Here is a 16,850-nt window from a genome sequence, read left to right on the forward strand (position 1 = left end):
AAATCGTGTTTGAGCCCCGATTTTTATTTAAATAAACGTTGTTAACAAAGCTAAACCATATTTATATATATTAATATGACATATATTGTTACAATATTTAGTCAGATAAAGTGAATGACAATTGCACAATAAACGCTTAATAAAATCATGGATTAAGCAAACGAAAAAGATACGAGGTGTCTTATGTTTTCAATCACCGACATTTTTGCCAAAAGCTATCGTTTCTTAGCTGCCAGTAGTGCTGCTTTAATCATTGGTATGGCGACGATCAGTAGTGCAGGCGCCGCCGATATTGCAACATCCTATAATAACTCATGTGCCGCCTGTCACGATAGTGGCGCACTCAATGCGATTAAAAAAGGCGATAGTGCCAAATGGCAACAGCTTATCAAACAAAAAGGTATGCCAGCGTTGGTTAAGTCTGTCAAAAATGGCATGATTCAAATGCCAGCGGGTGGCTTATGCCAAAACTGTAGTGATGAGGATTATCGCAAGCTTATCGAGTATATGAGCAAGTAATAAGCAAGCGTTTAAAGCTCAAATAACTGTCGAGATAAACGATATGGGGCGCTAGGTTAACAAACCTATCGCGCTTTTTGTTTTTTTTATTAAGTGAATAAATGTCGAACCGCCAGAAAAAATAACCAATGCTACGATTAAGTAGGCAAATAGTAAAAAGTCTTGCTATAATAATCCAAAATAAACCCTGATATTAGTAAGTACTTTCGGGCTGCTTGTGATAAAGACCGCGTAATACATAGCGTAGCTGATCAGATGCTATCTTTGTAGTGGGTGCGGCTTTTGATAATGCAATCACTCTAAATAATGCTTACGTCGAGTTAGTAGGATTTGTATCAATGAAAAAGTTAATCGCTGCCGCCAGCTTATGTGTTGCAAGTTTCAGCGTACAAGCTGCTATTATTGTTCCTGAACATGACGTCAATGCAGGTAAGCAAATTGCCGAAACCGTTTGTGCGGCTTGTCATGGTGTTGATGGTGTCAGTCCTGTGCCAGCACAGCCAAATCTTGGCGGTCAAAACGTAAAGTACTTATATAAGCAGTTGGTCGATTATAAATCAGGCTACCGTAAAAACGGTATCATGCAGTCGCAAGTTGCCAATTTGTCTCAGCAAGATTTAGCCAACGTTGCAGGTTATTATGCCAGCCAAAAACCTTGGGGCGTCGCATTTGGTAATCCTGCGACGACGCAAGAAGCGACTAAGCTATTTTTAGGTGGTGACAAATCCCGTGGCGTTATCGGTTGTGCAGGCTGTCATGGTCCAGATGCGGCGGGTAACGTTTGGGCTGCATTTCCGCGTTTAGGCGGACAGCACGCTGAATATATTGCCACTCAGCTAAAGCTTTTCCGTGCTGCTGGTCGTGTTGATGATATCGATAGCGACGAGCAAAAACGTGTTAACGATGCGGAAAAAGAAGGCGAGATGGGTATGATGCAGATGGTTGCGGCCAAACTATCTGATCGCGATATTCGTATCTTGTCAGATTATGTGAGCGCGATTCACTAATCTGCTCCCTATGTAGCGGCTCGCACTTTGACGCGCTTAGTGAGATTATATAATAAGTGAAACAATTTGCTGCCGCCGCTATAATTTAGCTCTTAAACCCCGATTTCGGGGTTTTTTTATAACTATTAGTCCTTATATAATTTGCATAAGCTTTGATAACCCTTATAAGAATTAAGCGGCTTTCATATGACGCTATCATAGAAAATATAGATGTCTATCAGTACTTTATAGCCTTAACTATTATTCACTTTGAATCGCTTGGATTTAGATTATGATGATTCGCTATGCTTCTTACTTTATCGCCGCGCTGCTACCGTTATTGTTATTTCGCTGGTTTGCGCCTGCATCCATAGGCGAGATTGACTTTTGGTTGCTGTGGCTGTTGGCGATGGTATTGGTTTCGCTGCCCGTCGTTTATGCGGAAATTGCGTTGGCTTATCGTAGTGCTGAAGCACCGTTAGCAGGTATGCAAAAGCTTACACGCGAAGCCGATGCCAGCACCTTTTGGCGCAGTTTTGGCTGGCTTGCGGCATTGGTTTCTATCCTCATTGCTGCGCTTGTCATATCGGGAGCAAGCACCGGCATTTTAGCCGCCTTGACGGAGCTCAATAGCGTACCTAATATACCAAGCTTCGCCATTGCTGCAGGATTGATGGTTATCGCCGTCTTATTAAGCTTACTAGGCGTGGCGCCGTTACCAATTGGCTTAGGTTTAATGCTGGTCGGTTTATTATTGGGTGTGGCCAACGGTCTGCCAAATATCGCTTTTGCCATGACCGATGTCAGCTTGAGCGAGTGGGCGCGCGCCGTCGCTTTGGCATTAGTGAGCGTCGGTGCGGGTACAGGTTTATACTGGTTTGGTCAACACCTAGTGAGCAAGCAAACGGTCACGGCGGTAAGGGCTGATAATCACAATGCGCAAACCACTCGTAATAGTGCCGCGCAAGCATATCGCGCAACCAAGCTGGTATTACCGATTTGGATATTACAGCTAGTGGTTGGTGTGGTCGCTTTATTTATCAGTGGCATGGCGCTACCACCGATTGGGCAGTTACTTTATTGGGTTGGGGTGCTGTTTGTGGTCAGCTATTTGCTCCATTATAGTACGCAGCAATTGGCGCATAAATTTGGTTTGCTAGTCAGTGTGGTGTTAACGTTTGTGCTAGCGCTATTGTTAGTTGTCGCCATACCGACCAATTGGCTAGTCGGTATTTTGGTGATTATCAGTAGTATCGCCGTGCTGTTATTGTCCGTCTTTGCTGGTTGGCAGATGAAAATTAGCCACTTGCGTAAGTCTTTAAACTTTGGCAATGAAGCTTTTTATAACTTGTGGCGGGTGGCGATACGCCTTATTGTGCCGCTGGCATTACTGTTAGCGTTAATCGGTTGGGTGATGCAGTGGTTAAGCTGAGGACTGCTGCTAACCATAGTACAGCTGATAAAGATGAGGTTAACGTTAACCTAACTCAGGCTGAGCAGAGTGATTTGATAACAGTATTTCTGGCGTATGCAGAAGAGGCGACGCGTCAGCATTATCAAACTGTTCAAGTTAGGCAGGGCACAACTTTGTATGAGGCCTTGGCTCAGGCAGGTTGGCTAAAACAGTTTGAAGAGCTAGCAAGCTGGTGCGAGCAGGTTGCCAATACGATGACGCCAACGGCTAAGCGCTGGCATGTTGGGGTATACGCGCAAAAGCAGCCACTCAATTATATATTGCAGCCGTCTGATCGGGTAGAGGTATATCGCAGCTTAAGCGCTGATCCCATGTCTCAGCGCAAAAATAAATCTCGCGGTTAGTTTTTAGAAATTTCTATCAGACTTATGATGCAGGCAGGCTATCGATACCTTCAATGCGGGTCACTATACCGTTATCATCGAAATAAACAATCAAATGCTGGCTGGCATTTTTGACATCGGCGATACCTTTACGGCGACCTTCTGTTCCGGCTTTATAGTCGTAAATGTAGTCCCAGCGTTTTGGCGTGAGCGTGTCTCTGATTGCTGGGCTACCAAGAATATAAAGCACCTGATTTTGATTCATACCCACTTGCACTTTTTGCGCTTGCGCTTGGGTAATGGCAGTGCCTTGGGGCAAGTCAATCTTATAGACACTCAGTAACGAGCAGCCAGACATAGCCACAGTAGCACCGAGCATAGTCGTCATGGCAATCTTACGTAATGCGTTTGCAGAGCTTAACGAACGAAAATTAAAGGTCTTTATCATGGTAAAATGACTCATAAAAAATGGGTTAGGCGCCGCTAAAAACCGATAATGTGGGTCTTGCAGGCAATCTTGCACAAATGATACGTCATTTACTTGCAATTGCCTACCACTTACGACATTATTTACCAAGTGCTATTTTACCGCCTTTATTATTTATATTTTAAATTCAAACACTTGGCAGCGATTTTTCGCAAAAAATGCTCTGCATAATCGTTCATTTTTTATTATTTTTATATTTTATCAGCACTTATTATTAACTATTGATGTTTATTTAACTCCTGTTTTTTGAATTCATTTGCTAAGACTTTCATAGTCAGAAGGGATATTATGGCTTCTTTTACCAATCAAGATTTACGTAAAGCGGGTTTAAAGGTAACGTTACCACGTATCAAAATTTTAGAGCTGCTTGAAAGTGCAGAGCTGCATCATATGAGTGCTGAAGAAGTGTATAAGGCGCTGATTGATCAAGGCGAAGATGTGGGGCTGGCAACCGTTTACCGCGTATTAACCCAGTTTGAGCAAGCCGGTATCGTTGAGCGCCATAACTTTGAAAACAATTTATCAGTGTTTGAGATTACTCAAGAAGAGCATCATGACCATTTGGTTTGTGATGTCTGCGGCAAAATCGTCGAGTTCCATAACAAAACCATTGAAGAAGAGCAGACCAAAGTAGCGGCAGAGCATGGCTTTAAGCTATCTGGTCATTCTTTGGTGCTGTACGGTATTTGTGATAATCAAGCCTGTAGAGACAACGCTAAATAAGCGTTTGAGAAAACGATTATCTGATATTGATAATTTATAGTCTATTACTGTCTAAATATTAACTGAAACGCCAAAAAAAGCCCTCATATGTGATGAGGGCTCTTTTTTGGAAAATTCTAGGTGAGTAAGTCATGCCATACTAAGTGATATCTAACGATAAACTATCGGCACCTTCATCTAGGTTGACGTTGCCATTTTTACCACTTAACTTAATCTTTAAGCGTAAATCGTTAGGGGAGTCTGCGTGCAGAATGGCTTCTTTATAAGTGATTTCACCATTTTCATATAAATCAAACAGCGCTTGGTCAAAGGTTTGCATGCCGCTATCACGTGAGCGCGTCATGACATCTTTGATTTCGTGCACCTCGCCTTTACGGATATAGTCGCTGACCAGCTGTGAGTTTAATAAAATCTCAATAGCAGCGCGGCGTCCTTTACCATCAGGCGTTGGAATCAATTGCTGAGCAATAATAGCTTGCAAGTTCAAGGACAAATCCATAAACAACTGATTATGGCGACTGGTTTCAAAAAAGTGAATGATACGGTCAATCGCTTGGTTGGCGTTATTGGCGTGTAAAGTTGCAAAGACCAAATGCCCCGTTTCAGCGTATTGAATCGCGTAGCTCATAACCTCGCGGTTACGAATCTCACCAATCAAAATCACATCAGGCGCTTGGCGCAAGGTATTTTTAAGACCTGCCTCAAAAGAATGGGTATCGATACCGACTTCGCGCTGGGTAATGATACAACCGCGGTGCTTATGTACAAACTCAATCGGATCTTCGATGGTAATAATATGACCGTGTGAATTCTGATTACGATGTCCAATCATCGCCGCAAGGGTAGTTGATTTACCTGTACCTGTCGCGCCAACGAGTAAGATAATACCGCGCTTTTTCATGGCCAGCTCTTTTAGCGCTGGGGGTAGGCGCAGCTCTTCGACGGTGGGGATTTTATTTTCGATTTTCCGTAAAATCATCCCCGCCATGTCGCGCTGAATAAAGGCACTGACCCGAAAGCGCGCTTGCTGCGCTTGATCTGAAATCGCAAATTGACACTCGTTGGTTTCATCAAACTCTTTTTGCTGGCTTGGGGTCATCACCCCTTTGACCAATCTCATGGTTTGGTCAGCGGTTAACGGCGTTTTACCAACGGGCAAAATTTTGCCATTGATTTTCATGGACGGCGCGACATCAGCAGTAATAAAAAGGTCAGAGCCGTTTTTATTAATCATTAATTGTAAAAGCTTATCAATGTCCATAACGTACCTACATTTGGAATATATAGTTTAAAACTGCTGCAATAAACTTTTAAAGCGGGCAATAACAACCGTTGAAAATAAATAAAGCTAAGTAAAAACTTATGATCGTTTATCTATAACTTTAACAAAAATTTATGTTAAAACTTTTAATACTATGTAAACCCATACTAAATAAAGGCTTCAGGTTGTTTGGCATAAGGGCGAGCGACATCTTTACTGATTGTGCCTTTTGAAACCAAGTTTTTAAGCGTTTGATCAAGAGTAATCATGCCTTCACCTGCACCAGTTTGGATAGCAGAGTACATCTGCGCGATTTTATTCTCACGTATCAAGTTACGAATCGCAGGCGTGCCCAGCATGATTTCATGAGCAGCAATACGTCCGCCGGTTTGCCGACGTAGTAGCGTTTGTGAGATGACCGCTTGTAGCGACTCTGAGAGCATCGCCCGTATCATGTCTTTTTCGGCTGCAGGGAAGACGTCAATGACGCGGTCAATGGTTTTGGCAGCAGAGCTGGTGTGCAAGGTGCCAAAGACCAAATGCCCTGTTTCAGCGGCGGTCAATGCCAAGCGAATGGTCTCAAGGTCACGTAACTCACCAACGAGGATAACGTCTGGATCTTCACGTAGGGCAGAGCGCAATGCTGGCTCGAAACCTAAGGTATCGCGGTGGACTTCGCGTTGGTTAATCAAGCTCTTTTTAGACTCGTGGACAAATTCAATCGGGTCTTCAATGGTTAAAATATGCTCTTTACGGGTTTCATTGATATAATCGATCATGGCAGCAAGCGTGGTAGATTTCCCTGAACCCGTTGGACCTGTGACCAGTACCACACCGCGTTTAAAGTCAGATACTCGTTTAAAGACGTCACCCATACCTAAGTCTTCCATAGTAAGAACTTTAGAAGGAATGGTCCGAAAAACAGCGCCAGCGCCGCGGTTTTGATTAAAGGCGTTGACACGAAAACGTGCTAGATTTGGAATCTCAAAAGAGAAGTCGGTCTCAAAAAACTCTTCAAAGTCAGCGCGTTGCTTATCATTCATGATGTCATAAATAAGCTGATGCACCACTTGATGCGTCATTTCAGGCATGTTAATACGGGTCATCTCACCATCGACACGAATCATCGCTGGCATACCGGCTGAAATATGTAAATCCGACGCTTTGTGCTTAACGGTAAAGCGCAACAAGTCTTCGATGTTTAAATGATGCTTTTCAGCCATAGTGAAATATCCCTATTGATAGACAAAAATGAGCCAAACAAGAATGGACAAAGAAACGCTTAAAAATTATGATACTTTACGATTCTATGCCACTATTTAACTTAGCTTATTTAAAAGAGTTGTAGTCTTTGCTGTTACTATTAATATATTTTTCAGTAGCATGAGTTAGACTATGTAACAATATGATAACAAGCCTGCTGCTATTTAACCATCTACTATATGAATAAAATGTAAAAATAATTCAAATATACTTTGTTTTGTTAATATAAGTTTATGTCTGTTTTTTATCAAAATTTTAACTGCTTAATTTCATAGCTCCTTCTATTTATAATTAATAAAATAATCCCCTAATATTTCTGTGAGTTTTTTATGAACACTACCTCTACACCACAAACTAACGCTACGAGTTTAGCTAGTAAAAAAAATAATGGAGATGATTTTGATGCGGCAAAATTGATTGAAAATTGGCAGCAAGTAAGCGAGCAGATGGCGCAAGCGTCTGTACAAGGGCAAAGGCAGAAAGAAGACATTACTTTATTAGCAGTGTCTAAAACCAAACCTGCTAAGATGATTGCGACGTTAGCGCGGCAAGGGCAGTATAATTTTGGTGAGAACTACTTGCAAGAGGCTATTGAGAAAATACAAGCTTTACGACAACAGGCAGACTGTGAACACATCGTTTGGCATTATATTGGCAGTATTCAGCGTAATAAAACCCGCGATATTGCTGAGCATTTTGATTGGGTGCAAACGCTTGAGCGTGAGATTATCGCCAAACGTTTACATGAGCAGCGCCCAGCCGAGCTGCCAGCGCTTAATGTGTTGATACAAGTCAATATTGATAACGAGGACAGTAAGTCAGGATGTCTGCCAGCTGAGCTGCCAGACTTGATAAGCGCGATTAAAGATTACGAGCGCTTGCAATTGCGCGGGCTGATGATTATTCCCGCAAAAGCCAATACCGATGCCTTTGCTCGTACTAAGCAGTTATTTGATAGTATCGAGCGAGAATATCCGGAATTAAAGCAGTGGGATACGCTGAGTATGGGCATGAGTGATGATATGAGCGCCGCGATTGCCAATGGTTCTACGATGGTACGTGTCGGCACGGCGATATTTGGGGCGCGTACCTGATTTCTGTATTCTTATTAAACCCATTAATTGAGGGTCAAACTCTCTAAATTTATACGGTTATTTATCGTAAAGTGCACTTCGAAATGCCACTTTTACAAAACTTTTTCTTCCAGTTTAGTGACGAGTAGCTGGGTGATTTTCAGATTGTCAGTCGCGATAATCTCAAAGCGATAGTTGGCGTATTCGATGGTATCGGTTTTCTTAGGAATTTTGCGCAGCATATACATCATAAAGCCGCTAATGGTTTCATAATTTTGACTGCGCGGTAAATTAACGATATCGAGCGCGCGAACCACATCTTCAATGGGCGTCATGCCATCGATAAGCCAAGAGTTATCGGTGCGCTGTACGATAGGCTGCTCCTCAACTGTGACCAGCTCTCCCATGACAATACTCATTACATCACGCAGGGTAATGACACCAACCACCAAGCCATATTCATTGACGATCACGGCAAAGTCGGCGCCGGTCGATTTAAACATCTCCAAGACTTCAAACAAAGACAAGGTATCAGGTACAAATAATGCCGGTTTTAATAGGGCTTTATCGGTTAGGCTGACTTCTTGTTGATTGAGTACCAAAGCTAGAAAGCTGCGCGACTCTACATAGCCGATAATTTGCTCTAAATCGTCTTCCTCGCAGACCAAAAACTTATTATGTGGCTGGGCAATCATGACCTCAACCACTTCTTCGGTGCTGGTTTCACTATCAAAATAGACGATATGCTCACGCGGATTCATGACTGAGGTGACGGTACGCTCTTGCATCTCAAAAATATTTTCGATCAGATGGTGTTCTTGTTTTTTAATTACCCCAGCTTCGGCGCCCGCATCCATCACTGCATAGATGTCTTCTGGTGTCATGTCATCTTGGCGCGTGGTTGAGATACCAAAAAACTCAAAAATGAGGTTTGCTGCGCCATCAAAGATCCAAATAACGGGCTTAAAAATAAATGTCAGCGCCATCATAGGGCGTACCAGCCGCACCGCAAAAACTTCTGCATTAGACATCGCCAAACGTCTGGGCATCAAATCGGCAAGTAGGGAAAACAAGCTGGTAATCACGACGAAAGAGATAACCGATGACACCGCTTCATTCTTAACCAACAGCTGTAAATACGGGCTAATCGCCGACTCACCAACCGCACCTGCTGAAATGGCGACGGCATTAAGCACGACTTGCACTACCGTAATAAATCCACCAGGATTCTCTTGCATATGCAGCACATCAAGGGCGCGGACTTCGCCTTCTTTTGCCATGATTTGCAGCTTAATCTTGCGACCAGCAGCGATAGCAATTTCTGCCCCAGAAACAAAGGCACTTAAAGCCAGTAATAATAAAAGAAAGATACTAGCGGTTAGCAAACTCATGACGGACTCGGATAACGATAGGTAGGGTAGTTAAATTGAAAGTAATAGTTGAAATAAAGAAAAGTAGAGAACTGGGTTTAATTATTTATTCAAAGAGTCTTATATAAAGAAAAATTTATCAATAAAAACTAAAAAAGCTGGGTAAGTACCCAGCTTATTATGAAACATTCTAATTATATTATATCAAATTATATAGAAACGTAAAGTTATTCAACCTTTTAGCCTTTATCTAAAGGGTAGTATATTCAGACTACAGAGACATCTAAAAGGTTGAAATAGCAACTTTAGTCGTTGACGCTTAGCCTTTTACCGCCCATTTATTGACTAAAGGAAAACGGCGTTCACGGCCAAAGGCTTTATGGCTGATTTTAGTCCCAATCGGCGCTTGAGCACGTTTGAATTCGCTATTATCAACCATTTTAATCACCTTAGCGACCAAATCGGCATCAAATCCTTTATCGACAATATCTTGATAGCCCATATCTTCGTCGATATACGACATCAAAATACCATCTAGCACATCATAGTCTGGCAAGCTATCTTGGTCTTCTTGATCAGGACGTAGTTCGGCCGATGGCGGACGTATGATAACGCGCTCAGGAATAACTGGCGTGTCTTCTAAACGGTTGCGATAGCTGGCAAGCTTATAAACTTGCGTTTTATAAACGTCTTTTAGTACGTCAAAACCGCCTGCCATATCGCCGTATAAAGTCGAATAACCAACTGCTAGCTCTGATTTGTTACCCGTAGTGATGACTAAATGCCCAAATTTATTAGACAAGGCCATTAGTACCACACCGCGAGCGCGCGCTTGGATATTTTCTTCGGTGGTATCAGCAGGCGATTTGTTAAATAATGGCGCTAAAGTATGACGTATGCCTTCAACGGCGTCAAAAATCGGGCAAACCGTATAAGAAACGTTTAAGCGGCGGGCTTGCGCTTGCGCGTCCTCTAAACTGATTTGAGAAGTATATTCGTACGGCATCATCACCGCATAGACTTTATCAGCACCCAGCGCATCGACAGCGATACATAAGGTTAACGCTGAGTCGATACCGCCTGACAAGCCAACAATAATACCAGTAAAGCCGGATAGGTTGACATAATCACGCAAACCGACGACCAACGCTTGGTACATCTCCGACTCGCGGCTTAATGACAATGGCGCTTTTGTTTGCATATCGAATTTTGCGGTTTTTACGTCAAACGTCGTCAGCATGAGCTGATTCATAAAGCGCGACGCTTCATGAGCAACGCTGCCATCAGATTGGATGGCCATAGAGCCGCCGTCAAATACCAAATCATCCTGCCCGCCAACGGCATTAAGATAAATAATTGGCAGATTATTTTCGCGGCTACGTTTGGCGAGCATGGTTTTACGATTGTCTTGTTTTTCAATCTCAAACGGTGAGGCATTTAAGCAGGCCACAAGGTCAGCACCTTGTTTTTTAAGCTCAGCAATCGGACCTTTTTCCCACAAATCTTCGCAGATTAGCAGACCAATGGTAATGCCTTTATAGTCAAATAAGACTTGATTGCGACCTTTATCAAAATAACGACGCTCATCAAAAACGCCATAATTTGGTAAGATTTGCTTATGATAAAAGCCTTTTTGATGACCGTTATGCAAAATCGCCGCCGAGTTAAAGGTACCATGATGATCGACATGCGGATAGCCCACGATCATCACGATATCATCGATATCACTCAGGCTAGACAGTGCGCTTTTGACACGGCCAGATAGGCTAGGACGTAGCAGCAAATCTTGCGGAGGATAGCCTAATAAAGCAAGCTCTGGGAAAATGATGACATCAGCGCCTTGCTCACGGGCTTGTAGGGCAAGGGCGCGCATTTTTTCAGCATTGGCGGTGATATCGCCGACCAAAAAATGCGATTGTGCTAACGCAAAAGTAACGCTGTCTTGCGATTTAGAGCCTGTATTGGCCTCGTTTGACGAATTAAAGTTGGGATTGTCAGTATCTTTGGTGGTGTCTTTTGACATTGTTATTGTTCCTATCAATAGGTTGTGTAAATGTATTGAATCTAGCTGGGTTTTAAATAAAACCAAAGCAAAATAGGTTATGAAAGTAATGCAAAATATGAGTATGCACTTATGCCCCCATATCAAGGCTCATAAATCGTGAGCCTATGCTGAGCGCGGCACTTGGATAGCCATTAATACAATGAATATCGGTATTACTAAAATATGCGGCGCTGCTCTAAATGGTAGTGCTTAAAACCGCTTAGAATAGGGCAATCAATAAAGGTTTTCAGAAATAGTGTTAAAAACGCTAGGGCTGATTTTGCTATAAACCAATAACAGCAAACCTGCTTAACAGCGTTTAAATTTGCAAATTAATCCCTTTAGTATAACATCAATTGTCTGCACAAATAGAACTGCACAGTGATTTAGCGCGCAAGTTGTCAGCGTAGAAGTCATTAAAAAGCAAATAAATAACTATTGTTTTAAAGCAATGATTCTAATAAGGTATTTTTGAAAGTACCTATTAATACTTAATAATATTGGTGCCGATAGCGTGCAGGTAATTGTAAGTAAAGATTACAACATAGCCTTATTTATTTGGTAGGCTTTGAGGCATAATAAGCCGTTATTATGTTTGGGCTTACTCTTCTAAATATAGAGAAATGGCAAGTTAAGAGCGATTTTATGAATCACAATTATTTTTATAGATGAATACTGTTTTTTATAACCAAATAACATGTTTATAAAAGCGCGCTATGGTACGGTAGCGCTATTATTAGACTTATTTTTCGCAATGATTTCGCCTAATTCATGAAGCGAATATCTCGCAAAGCTTACAACGTAAAATTTATAACGCAACACACTCGCTAAGGGATATAAATGATGGACGCGGTCTGTAATTTTTATCCACCTATTTATAAACGTTACAGCAGCGCCAAATTGACTGTCTGCTGCCCGCTCTTGGTTTATACGCTATGATCGAAAACTGGACAAAAGAATTTATTATTCAGCGCTTATTGGCTATTACTTTGCTGGTAGTGCTGATTGTATTGTGTTTTCAAGTCGTACAGTTTTTTATTGTACCGGCACTGTGGGCAGCGATTTTGGCGTACGTCACCTTTCCTATTTATAATTTTTTTCATCAGCGCGTTCGCTTTAGCTCAAACTTTAGCGCCACTATTATGACGGTCAGCATCACATTGATGATTGGTCTGCCGCTCGTTGCTGGTGTCTTTATCTTGCAGCAAGAAGCTTTAAGCCTAATTAGCAACTTAATTTATCGCATCAAGGTTGGCTATTTGGATGTGCCAGACTCTATCAAGGACTTACCCGTCATCGGACAGCAAGTCAAAGATGTGTTGTGGAGAATTAATAAAAACCCAGAAGGCACGCTAGAGGCTTTTCGCCTGTGGGTACAGTCGCATCTGTATTATGGCAAAGTCGCGTTCGATGTCGTTTTCAGTGGTCTTGCCAAAATGGGGATGGCGCTGATGACGCTGTTTTTCTTTTATCGCGATGGCACCAGTTTGGTACGTCAAATCCGCCAAGCCTTACGCAATATCATTGGTAATCGCATCGATGGTTATATTGATTCGGTCGGTACGACCACGCGCGCGGTAGTGTATGGCATTGGTTTGACCGCATTGGCTCAGGCTTTGCTCGCTGGTATTGGTTATTATTTCGCTGGTGCACCAAGTCCTATTCTACTGACCATTGTTACTTTTATTATCGCTTTAATTCCCTTTGGTACGCCATTTGTTTGGGGCGGGGTGTCTATTTGGTTATTAAGCCAAGGTCATACTGTAGAAGGGATTGGCTTGGCGCTTTGGGGCATATTGGTTATCAGCTGGGTTGATAATCTTATTCGTCCTATCGTCATCAGCGGCGCGACCAAAATTCCTTTTATTATTATTTTTATCGGGGTGTTGGGTGGTCTGACGGCGTTTGGTTTTGTCGGCTTGTTTATCGGTCCTGTAGTATTGGCAATTGGCCTTGCAGTATGGCGTGAGTGGATATCGCAGCATAAGAATGATTTATTTGCGCAGCACGAAGATATGCTTGTTGACGCCCAGATGCACCCTAAAGTTACGGCACAAAATAAAGACGAAAATATCGTTTCTACGGATTAGGGCGTGTGCTTAATTTAAACAGCAATTTAAAAACTATTAAAACCAACCTATAAAAAATACACCTTGCTAATCCAGCAATCATTGATAATAAACCTTTAGAGATAGGGATAATTAAAAATGCCACATGCGAGCGCTGCAAATAATGAACATATGCGTCCTCTAACTATCATTGCTGATAGCAATATCGCTAGCCTTGATGAGTTTTTTAATGCGTCGACGCTTGGGCAAAATAATAAACGACCAGTAAATATTATTAGCGTTGCTGGGCGCGCTATCAATGCCCAGTTGCTCGCAGAGTATCAGCCTGACGTACTGTTGATACGCTCGGTTACGCCAGTTGGCGAGCCGCTATTGGCAAACAATAATACCGTTCAATTTGTTGGTTCGGCGACGATTGGTACTGACCATGTCGATCAAACCTATTTGGCAGCGCGCAATATTACCTTTGCCAATGCCGCAGGCTGCAGTAAGCATTCGGTTGCGCAGTACGTATTGACCGCTATCTTAAATTTACGTCCACAATATTGGCAGAAATCGACGCCGCCCGCGACCTTGGGCATTATCGGACTGGGTAATATTGGTAGTACTCTTGTGGAGTACGCTCATGATTTAGGCTGGCAAGTATTGGGTTACGATCCGCTACTGCCTGCATCGACCATTAATAACGCCAGCTTTGAGCAAGTATTGAGCCAAAGTCATGTGATTAGCTTGCACGTGCCGTTGACCGATAAAAAACATGCCACTAATCCTACTGGTAGCGACTATCCAACTCGTCATTTAATTGATAAAGAAGCATTAGCTGCGATGCCAGCAGATACTTTGTTGATTAATAGCGCGCGTGGGCCGGTCATTAATGCCGATGATTTGCAGGCAGATATTGCCCGTACTGGACGCCAAGTGGTACTCGATGTATTTGAACATGAGCCTGAGATAGCAGCAAATTTATTATCTAAACTTGCGATTGCCACAGCACATATTGCAGGCTATACCTTGGAGGGTAAGCTCCGCGGTACACAAATGATTTATGATGCGCTGTGTGAAAAATTAACAGTGGCCCCTGTGCAAACCATGCATAAATTGCTGCCACTCAATATATTTTTATGGTCTGAGCTAAAGGCGCATCCAGATAGATTGGTGAAGTTTTATGACATCATGGCAGATGATGCCGCCCTACGAGATAAATTAATAAACGGACAAATAAGTGGCACTGATTTTGATCAATTGCGCCGAGATTATCATTTACGCCGCGAATGGCAGTTTTAAAAGACAACCAGCTTTAAAGATTAAAACTCCATTTCAAAGCCTATTTTAATTATTTGATTTTTTATTCGAAAACTACAGTAGAGAGTAATGACCCAAGCAAATAACCTTTCCTCTAAACCCAGTTATGCGCCAACCATGACGCTATCAATGGCACAAAAGCGGGCGCAATTTATCAATGCTATTCGGCAGTTTTTTGCCAGTCGTCACGTGCTTGAAGTGCAGACGCCGTTGCTCTCACAAGCGGGTAATACCGATACCTTTTTGCAATCGGTCGCCACGCAGGTCACGTATCAAGACAAACCTTGTACCTATTATCTGCATACGTCGCCTGAGTTTGCCATGAAGCGCCTACTTGCCAGCTGGCAGATGCCCATTTACCAGATTTGTCCGGTATTTCGTGACAATGAGATAGGCGTGCGCCACAATATTGAATTTACCATGCTTGAGTGGTATCAGCCGAACTATAGCCTAGAAGATATGGGTACTGAATTGGGCGAGCTATTGGAGGCGATTTACGGTTATCCGATTGTGCTGAGTCATTATCGTTACGTCGATGCTTTTATGGATTTTGTGGGTATTCATCCCTTAACGGCGAGTCTTGCCGCGCTACAAGCGGTGGCAGAAGACAAAGGTTTAACAGGGTTTGATTTTAATAGTGCAGAAAATGGTGCCAGCAATAGTGAAGAAGATATTCGCCAAAGTTGGCTAGATTTATTGTTTAGTCATGCCGTCGAGCCAAATTTGGGGCACGATTTGCCGACGTTGATTATAGAATATCCGCCGGCGACGGCAGCATTGGCGAAAACGGCTATCGATAAAGACGGTAATACGGTTGCTAAGCGTTTTGAGCTGTATATTAATGGCACTGAGATTGCCAACGCTTACGATGAGCTAGCAGATGGGCAGGCGTTAAGAGCGCGCTTTGAGCGTGATAATCAATTGCGCAAGCGGCATAATCTGCCACAAATGCCAATCGATGAGCATTTATTAGCAGCATCTGATGATTTGATACCTTGTAGCGGTATCGCCGTCGGTATTGATAGGTTGCTGATGGTCATCACAGGTGCCAGCAGCTTAGAAGACGTCATTCCATTTCCAAGTAACCTAGCTTAGTTGTTTTTTAATATCATTTAACGTAACCGTTAATTTTTAAATAATTCATAATAAAAAACGCATAAACCAGATAGTTTATGCGCCTTTTTATTTCTGTGTTTTTAACAATGCTTCAAAGCTACATATTATTTATTATAGCTTTTATTTGCTAAAGTTTAGCCAGCGCTGCATCGATGGCGGTCTCACCATTATGCATACTAAAGACTTTTTTGATCGTATTATCAGCATTAAGTACCGCTGCTAATGTTGTAGCCACATCTTCAATAGCGTTTTCGCCCGCATTATCATCGTTAACAATGATTTTACCAGTACCAGCGCGCTCTTTTAGCGCACCTGCTTGTACAATGGTGTAATCAAGCGTGCTATTTCCAACCAACCACTGATCGGCGTAATGCTTACAGATATAGTATTCTTTTAAATCGGCAATACCAGGCTGATCCCATTTGCTGGTATCTAAGGAAAATACCGTACTTAGTATGATATAACGTTTGATACCTTTATCTTGAACTGCTTGCATCGTCTTGACCGCACCATGCAAATCGACTTCTAAGACATCTTTCCCACCGGAACCAGCAACAAAATAAACCGCATCGATATCTTGCTCAATCTGCTGTTGAATCACGTCTTTCTCAGCAGTAATATCTAAATCTAACTGACTATAATTGTCATCGCTAAATAATTTTTCATCTTGACGGGTTGTGCCAATCACTTGATGGTCAGCCGCTAATAACTGCTTAACCAAATCAGAACCTACTCGACCACTTGCCCCAATCACTAATATTTTCATTATCATTCCTATTATTATATGAGTTTTATATGCGTTATCTCTACTTTAAAACTTGTTATTTAAAAGCAGTTGTT

Annotated in this window: 15 protein-coding genes; 9 read left to right on the forward strand and 6 right to left on the reverse strand. The window is 42.3% G+C overall.

Features of this window, described 5'->3' with window-relative positions:
- Positions 1–183 precede the first annotated feature (183 nt).
- The 4 genes from JMX70_RS05730 to JMX70_RS05745 all read left to right on the forward strand — a co-directional run bounded on the left by JMX70_RS05730 (position 184) and on the right by JMX70_RS05745 (position 3,323).
- Positions 184–519, forward strand: a complete 336-nt coding sequence (locus JMX70_RS05730) for a c-type cytochrome (protein ID WP_201590346.1) — start codon at positions 184–186, stop codon at positions 517–519.
- Between the two features lie 338 nt (positions 520–857).
- Positions 858–1,526, forward strand: coding sequence for a c-type cytochrome (locus tag JMX70_RS05735; protein WP_144297406.1), 669 nt, complete (start codon positions 858–860; stop codon positions 1,524–1,526).
- 271 nt (positions 1,527–1,797) lie between these two features.
- Positions 1,798–2,937 (forward strand): hypothetical protein, encoded by a 1,140-nt coding sequence (locus tag JMX70_RS05740; RefSeq protein WP_201590348.1) that lies wholly within the window; start codon positions 1,798–1,800, stop codon positions 2,935–2,937.
- A complete protein-coding gene (locus tag JMX70_RS05745; RefSeq protein ID WP_227514961.1) occupies positions 2,925–3,323 on the forward strand; it encodes an RnfH family protein in 399 nt (132 codons plus the stop codon). Before JMX70_RS05740 ends, JMX70_RS05745 begins: the two co-directional genes overlap by 13 nt.
- 22 nt (positions 3,324–3,345) lie before the next feature.
- Here JMX70_RS05745 and JMX70_RS05750 read toward each other — a convergent pair whose 3' ends face one another.
- Positions 3,346–3,765 (reverse strand): outer membrane protein assembly factor BamE, encoded by a 420-nt coding sequence (locus JMX70_RS05750; protein ID WP_201590615.1) that lies wholly within the window; start codon positions 3,763–3,765, stop codon positions 3,346–3,348.
- Between the two features lie 312 nt (positions 3,766–4,077).
- On the opposite strand from JMX70_RS05750, the gene fur reads away from it, so the two are divergent.
- Complete coding sequence (gene fur / locus JMX70_RS05755) at positions 4,078–4,512, forward strand: ferric iron uptake transcriptional regulator (protein WP_068406404.1); 435 nt, start codon at positions 4,078–4,080, stop codon at positions 4,510–4,512.
- Between the two features lie 139 nt (positions 4,513–4,651).
- On the opposite strand, the gene JMX70_RS05760 is transcribed toward fur, so the two are convergent.
- A complete protein-coding gene (locus JMX70_RS05760) occupies positions 4,652–5,773 on the reverse strand; it encodes a PilT/PilU family type 4a pilus ATPase (RefSeq protein WP_201590350.1) in 1,122 nt (373 codons plus the stop codon).
- A gap of 167 nt (positions 5,774–5,940) precedes the next feature.
- Positions 5,941–6,996 (reverse strand): type IV pilus twitching motility protein PilT, encoded by a 1,056-nt coding sequence (locus JMX70_RS05765; protein WP_200662539.1) that lies wholly within the window; start codon positions 6,994–6,996, stop codon positions 5,941–5,943.
- Positions 6,997–7,365: 369 nt separating this feature from the next.
- Between JMX70_RS05765 and JMX70_RS05770 the strand changes: the two genes are divergently transcribed.
- A complete protein-coding gene (locus JMX70_RS05770; protein WP_201590352.1) occupies positions 7,366–8,130 on the forward strand; it encodes a YggS family pyridoxal phosphate-dependent enzyme in 765 nt (254 codons plus the stop codon).
- Positions 8,131–8,222: 92 nt separating this feature from the next.
- On the opposite strand, the gene JMX70_RS05775 is transcribed toward JMX70_RS05770, so the two are convergent.
- Positions 8,223–9,500 carry a hemolysin family protein gene (locus JMX70_RS05775; protein WP_201590354.1) on the reverse strand — a complete coding sequence of 426 codons (1,278 nt, stop codon included), beginning with the start codon at positions 9,498–9,500 and terminating at the stop codon, positions 8,223–8,225.
- A gap of 298 nt (positions 9,501–9,798) precedes the next feature.
- Positions 9,799–11,502: an NAD+ synthase gene (locus JMX70_RS05780; protein ID WP_191691894.1), complete on the reverse strand. Its 1,704-nt coding sequence runs from the start codon at positions 11,500–11,502 to the stop codon at positions 9,799–9,801.
- 956 nt (positions 11,503–12,458) lie between these two features.
- On the opposite strand from JMX70_RS05780, the gene JMX70_RS05785 reads away from it, so the two are divergent.
- The 3 genes from JMX70_RS05785 (at position 12,459) to epmA (ending at position 15,989) form a co-directional block, all read left to right on the forward strand.
- Positions 12,459–13,613, forward strand: a complete 1,155-nt coding sequence (locus tag JMX70_RS05785) for an AI-2E family transporter (RefSeq protein WP_227671177.1) — start codon at positions 12,459–12,461, stop codon at positions 13,611–13,613.
- Between the two features lie 150 nt (positions 13,614–13,763).
- On the forward strand, positions 13,764–14,876 hold the full coding sequence (locus JMX70_RS05790) for a 4-phosphoerythronate dehydrogenase (protein WP_201590619.1): 1,113 nt from the start codon (positions 13,764–13,766) through the stop codon (positions 14,874–14,876).
- Positions 14,877–14,963: 87 nt separating this feature from the next.
- Entirely contained in the window at positions 14,964–15,989 is a 1,026-nt protein-coding gene (gene epmA / locus JMX70_RS05795) for an EF-P lysine aminoacylase EpmA (RefSeq protein WP_201590356.1), read from the forward strand.
- A gap of 148 nt (positions 15,990–16,137) precedes the next feature.
- Here the strand turns inward: epmA and JMX70_RS05800 are convergent, their stop codons facing one another.
- Positions 16,138–16,776, reverse strand: coding sequence for an NAD(P)H-binding protein (locus JMX70_RS05800; protein WP_201590359.1), 639 nt, complete (start codon positions 16,774–16,776; stop codon positions 16,138–16,140).
- Positions 16,777–16,850: the final 74 nt, after the last annotated feature.

This window comes from Psychrobacter pulmonis (assembly GCF_904846465.1).
Classification (GTDB): domain Bacteria; phylum Pseudomonadota; class Gammaproteobacteria; order Pseudomonadales; family Moraxellaceae; genus Psychrobacter; species Psychrobacter faecalis.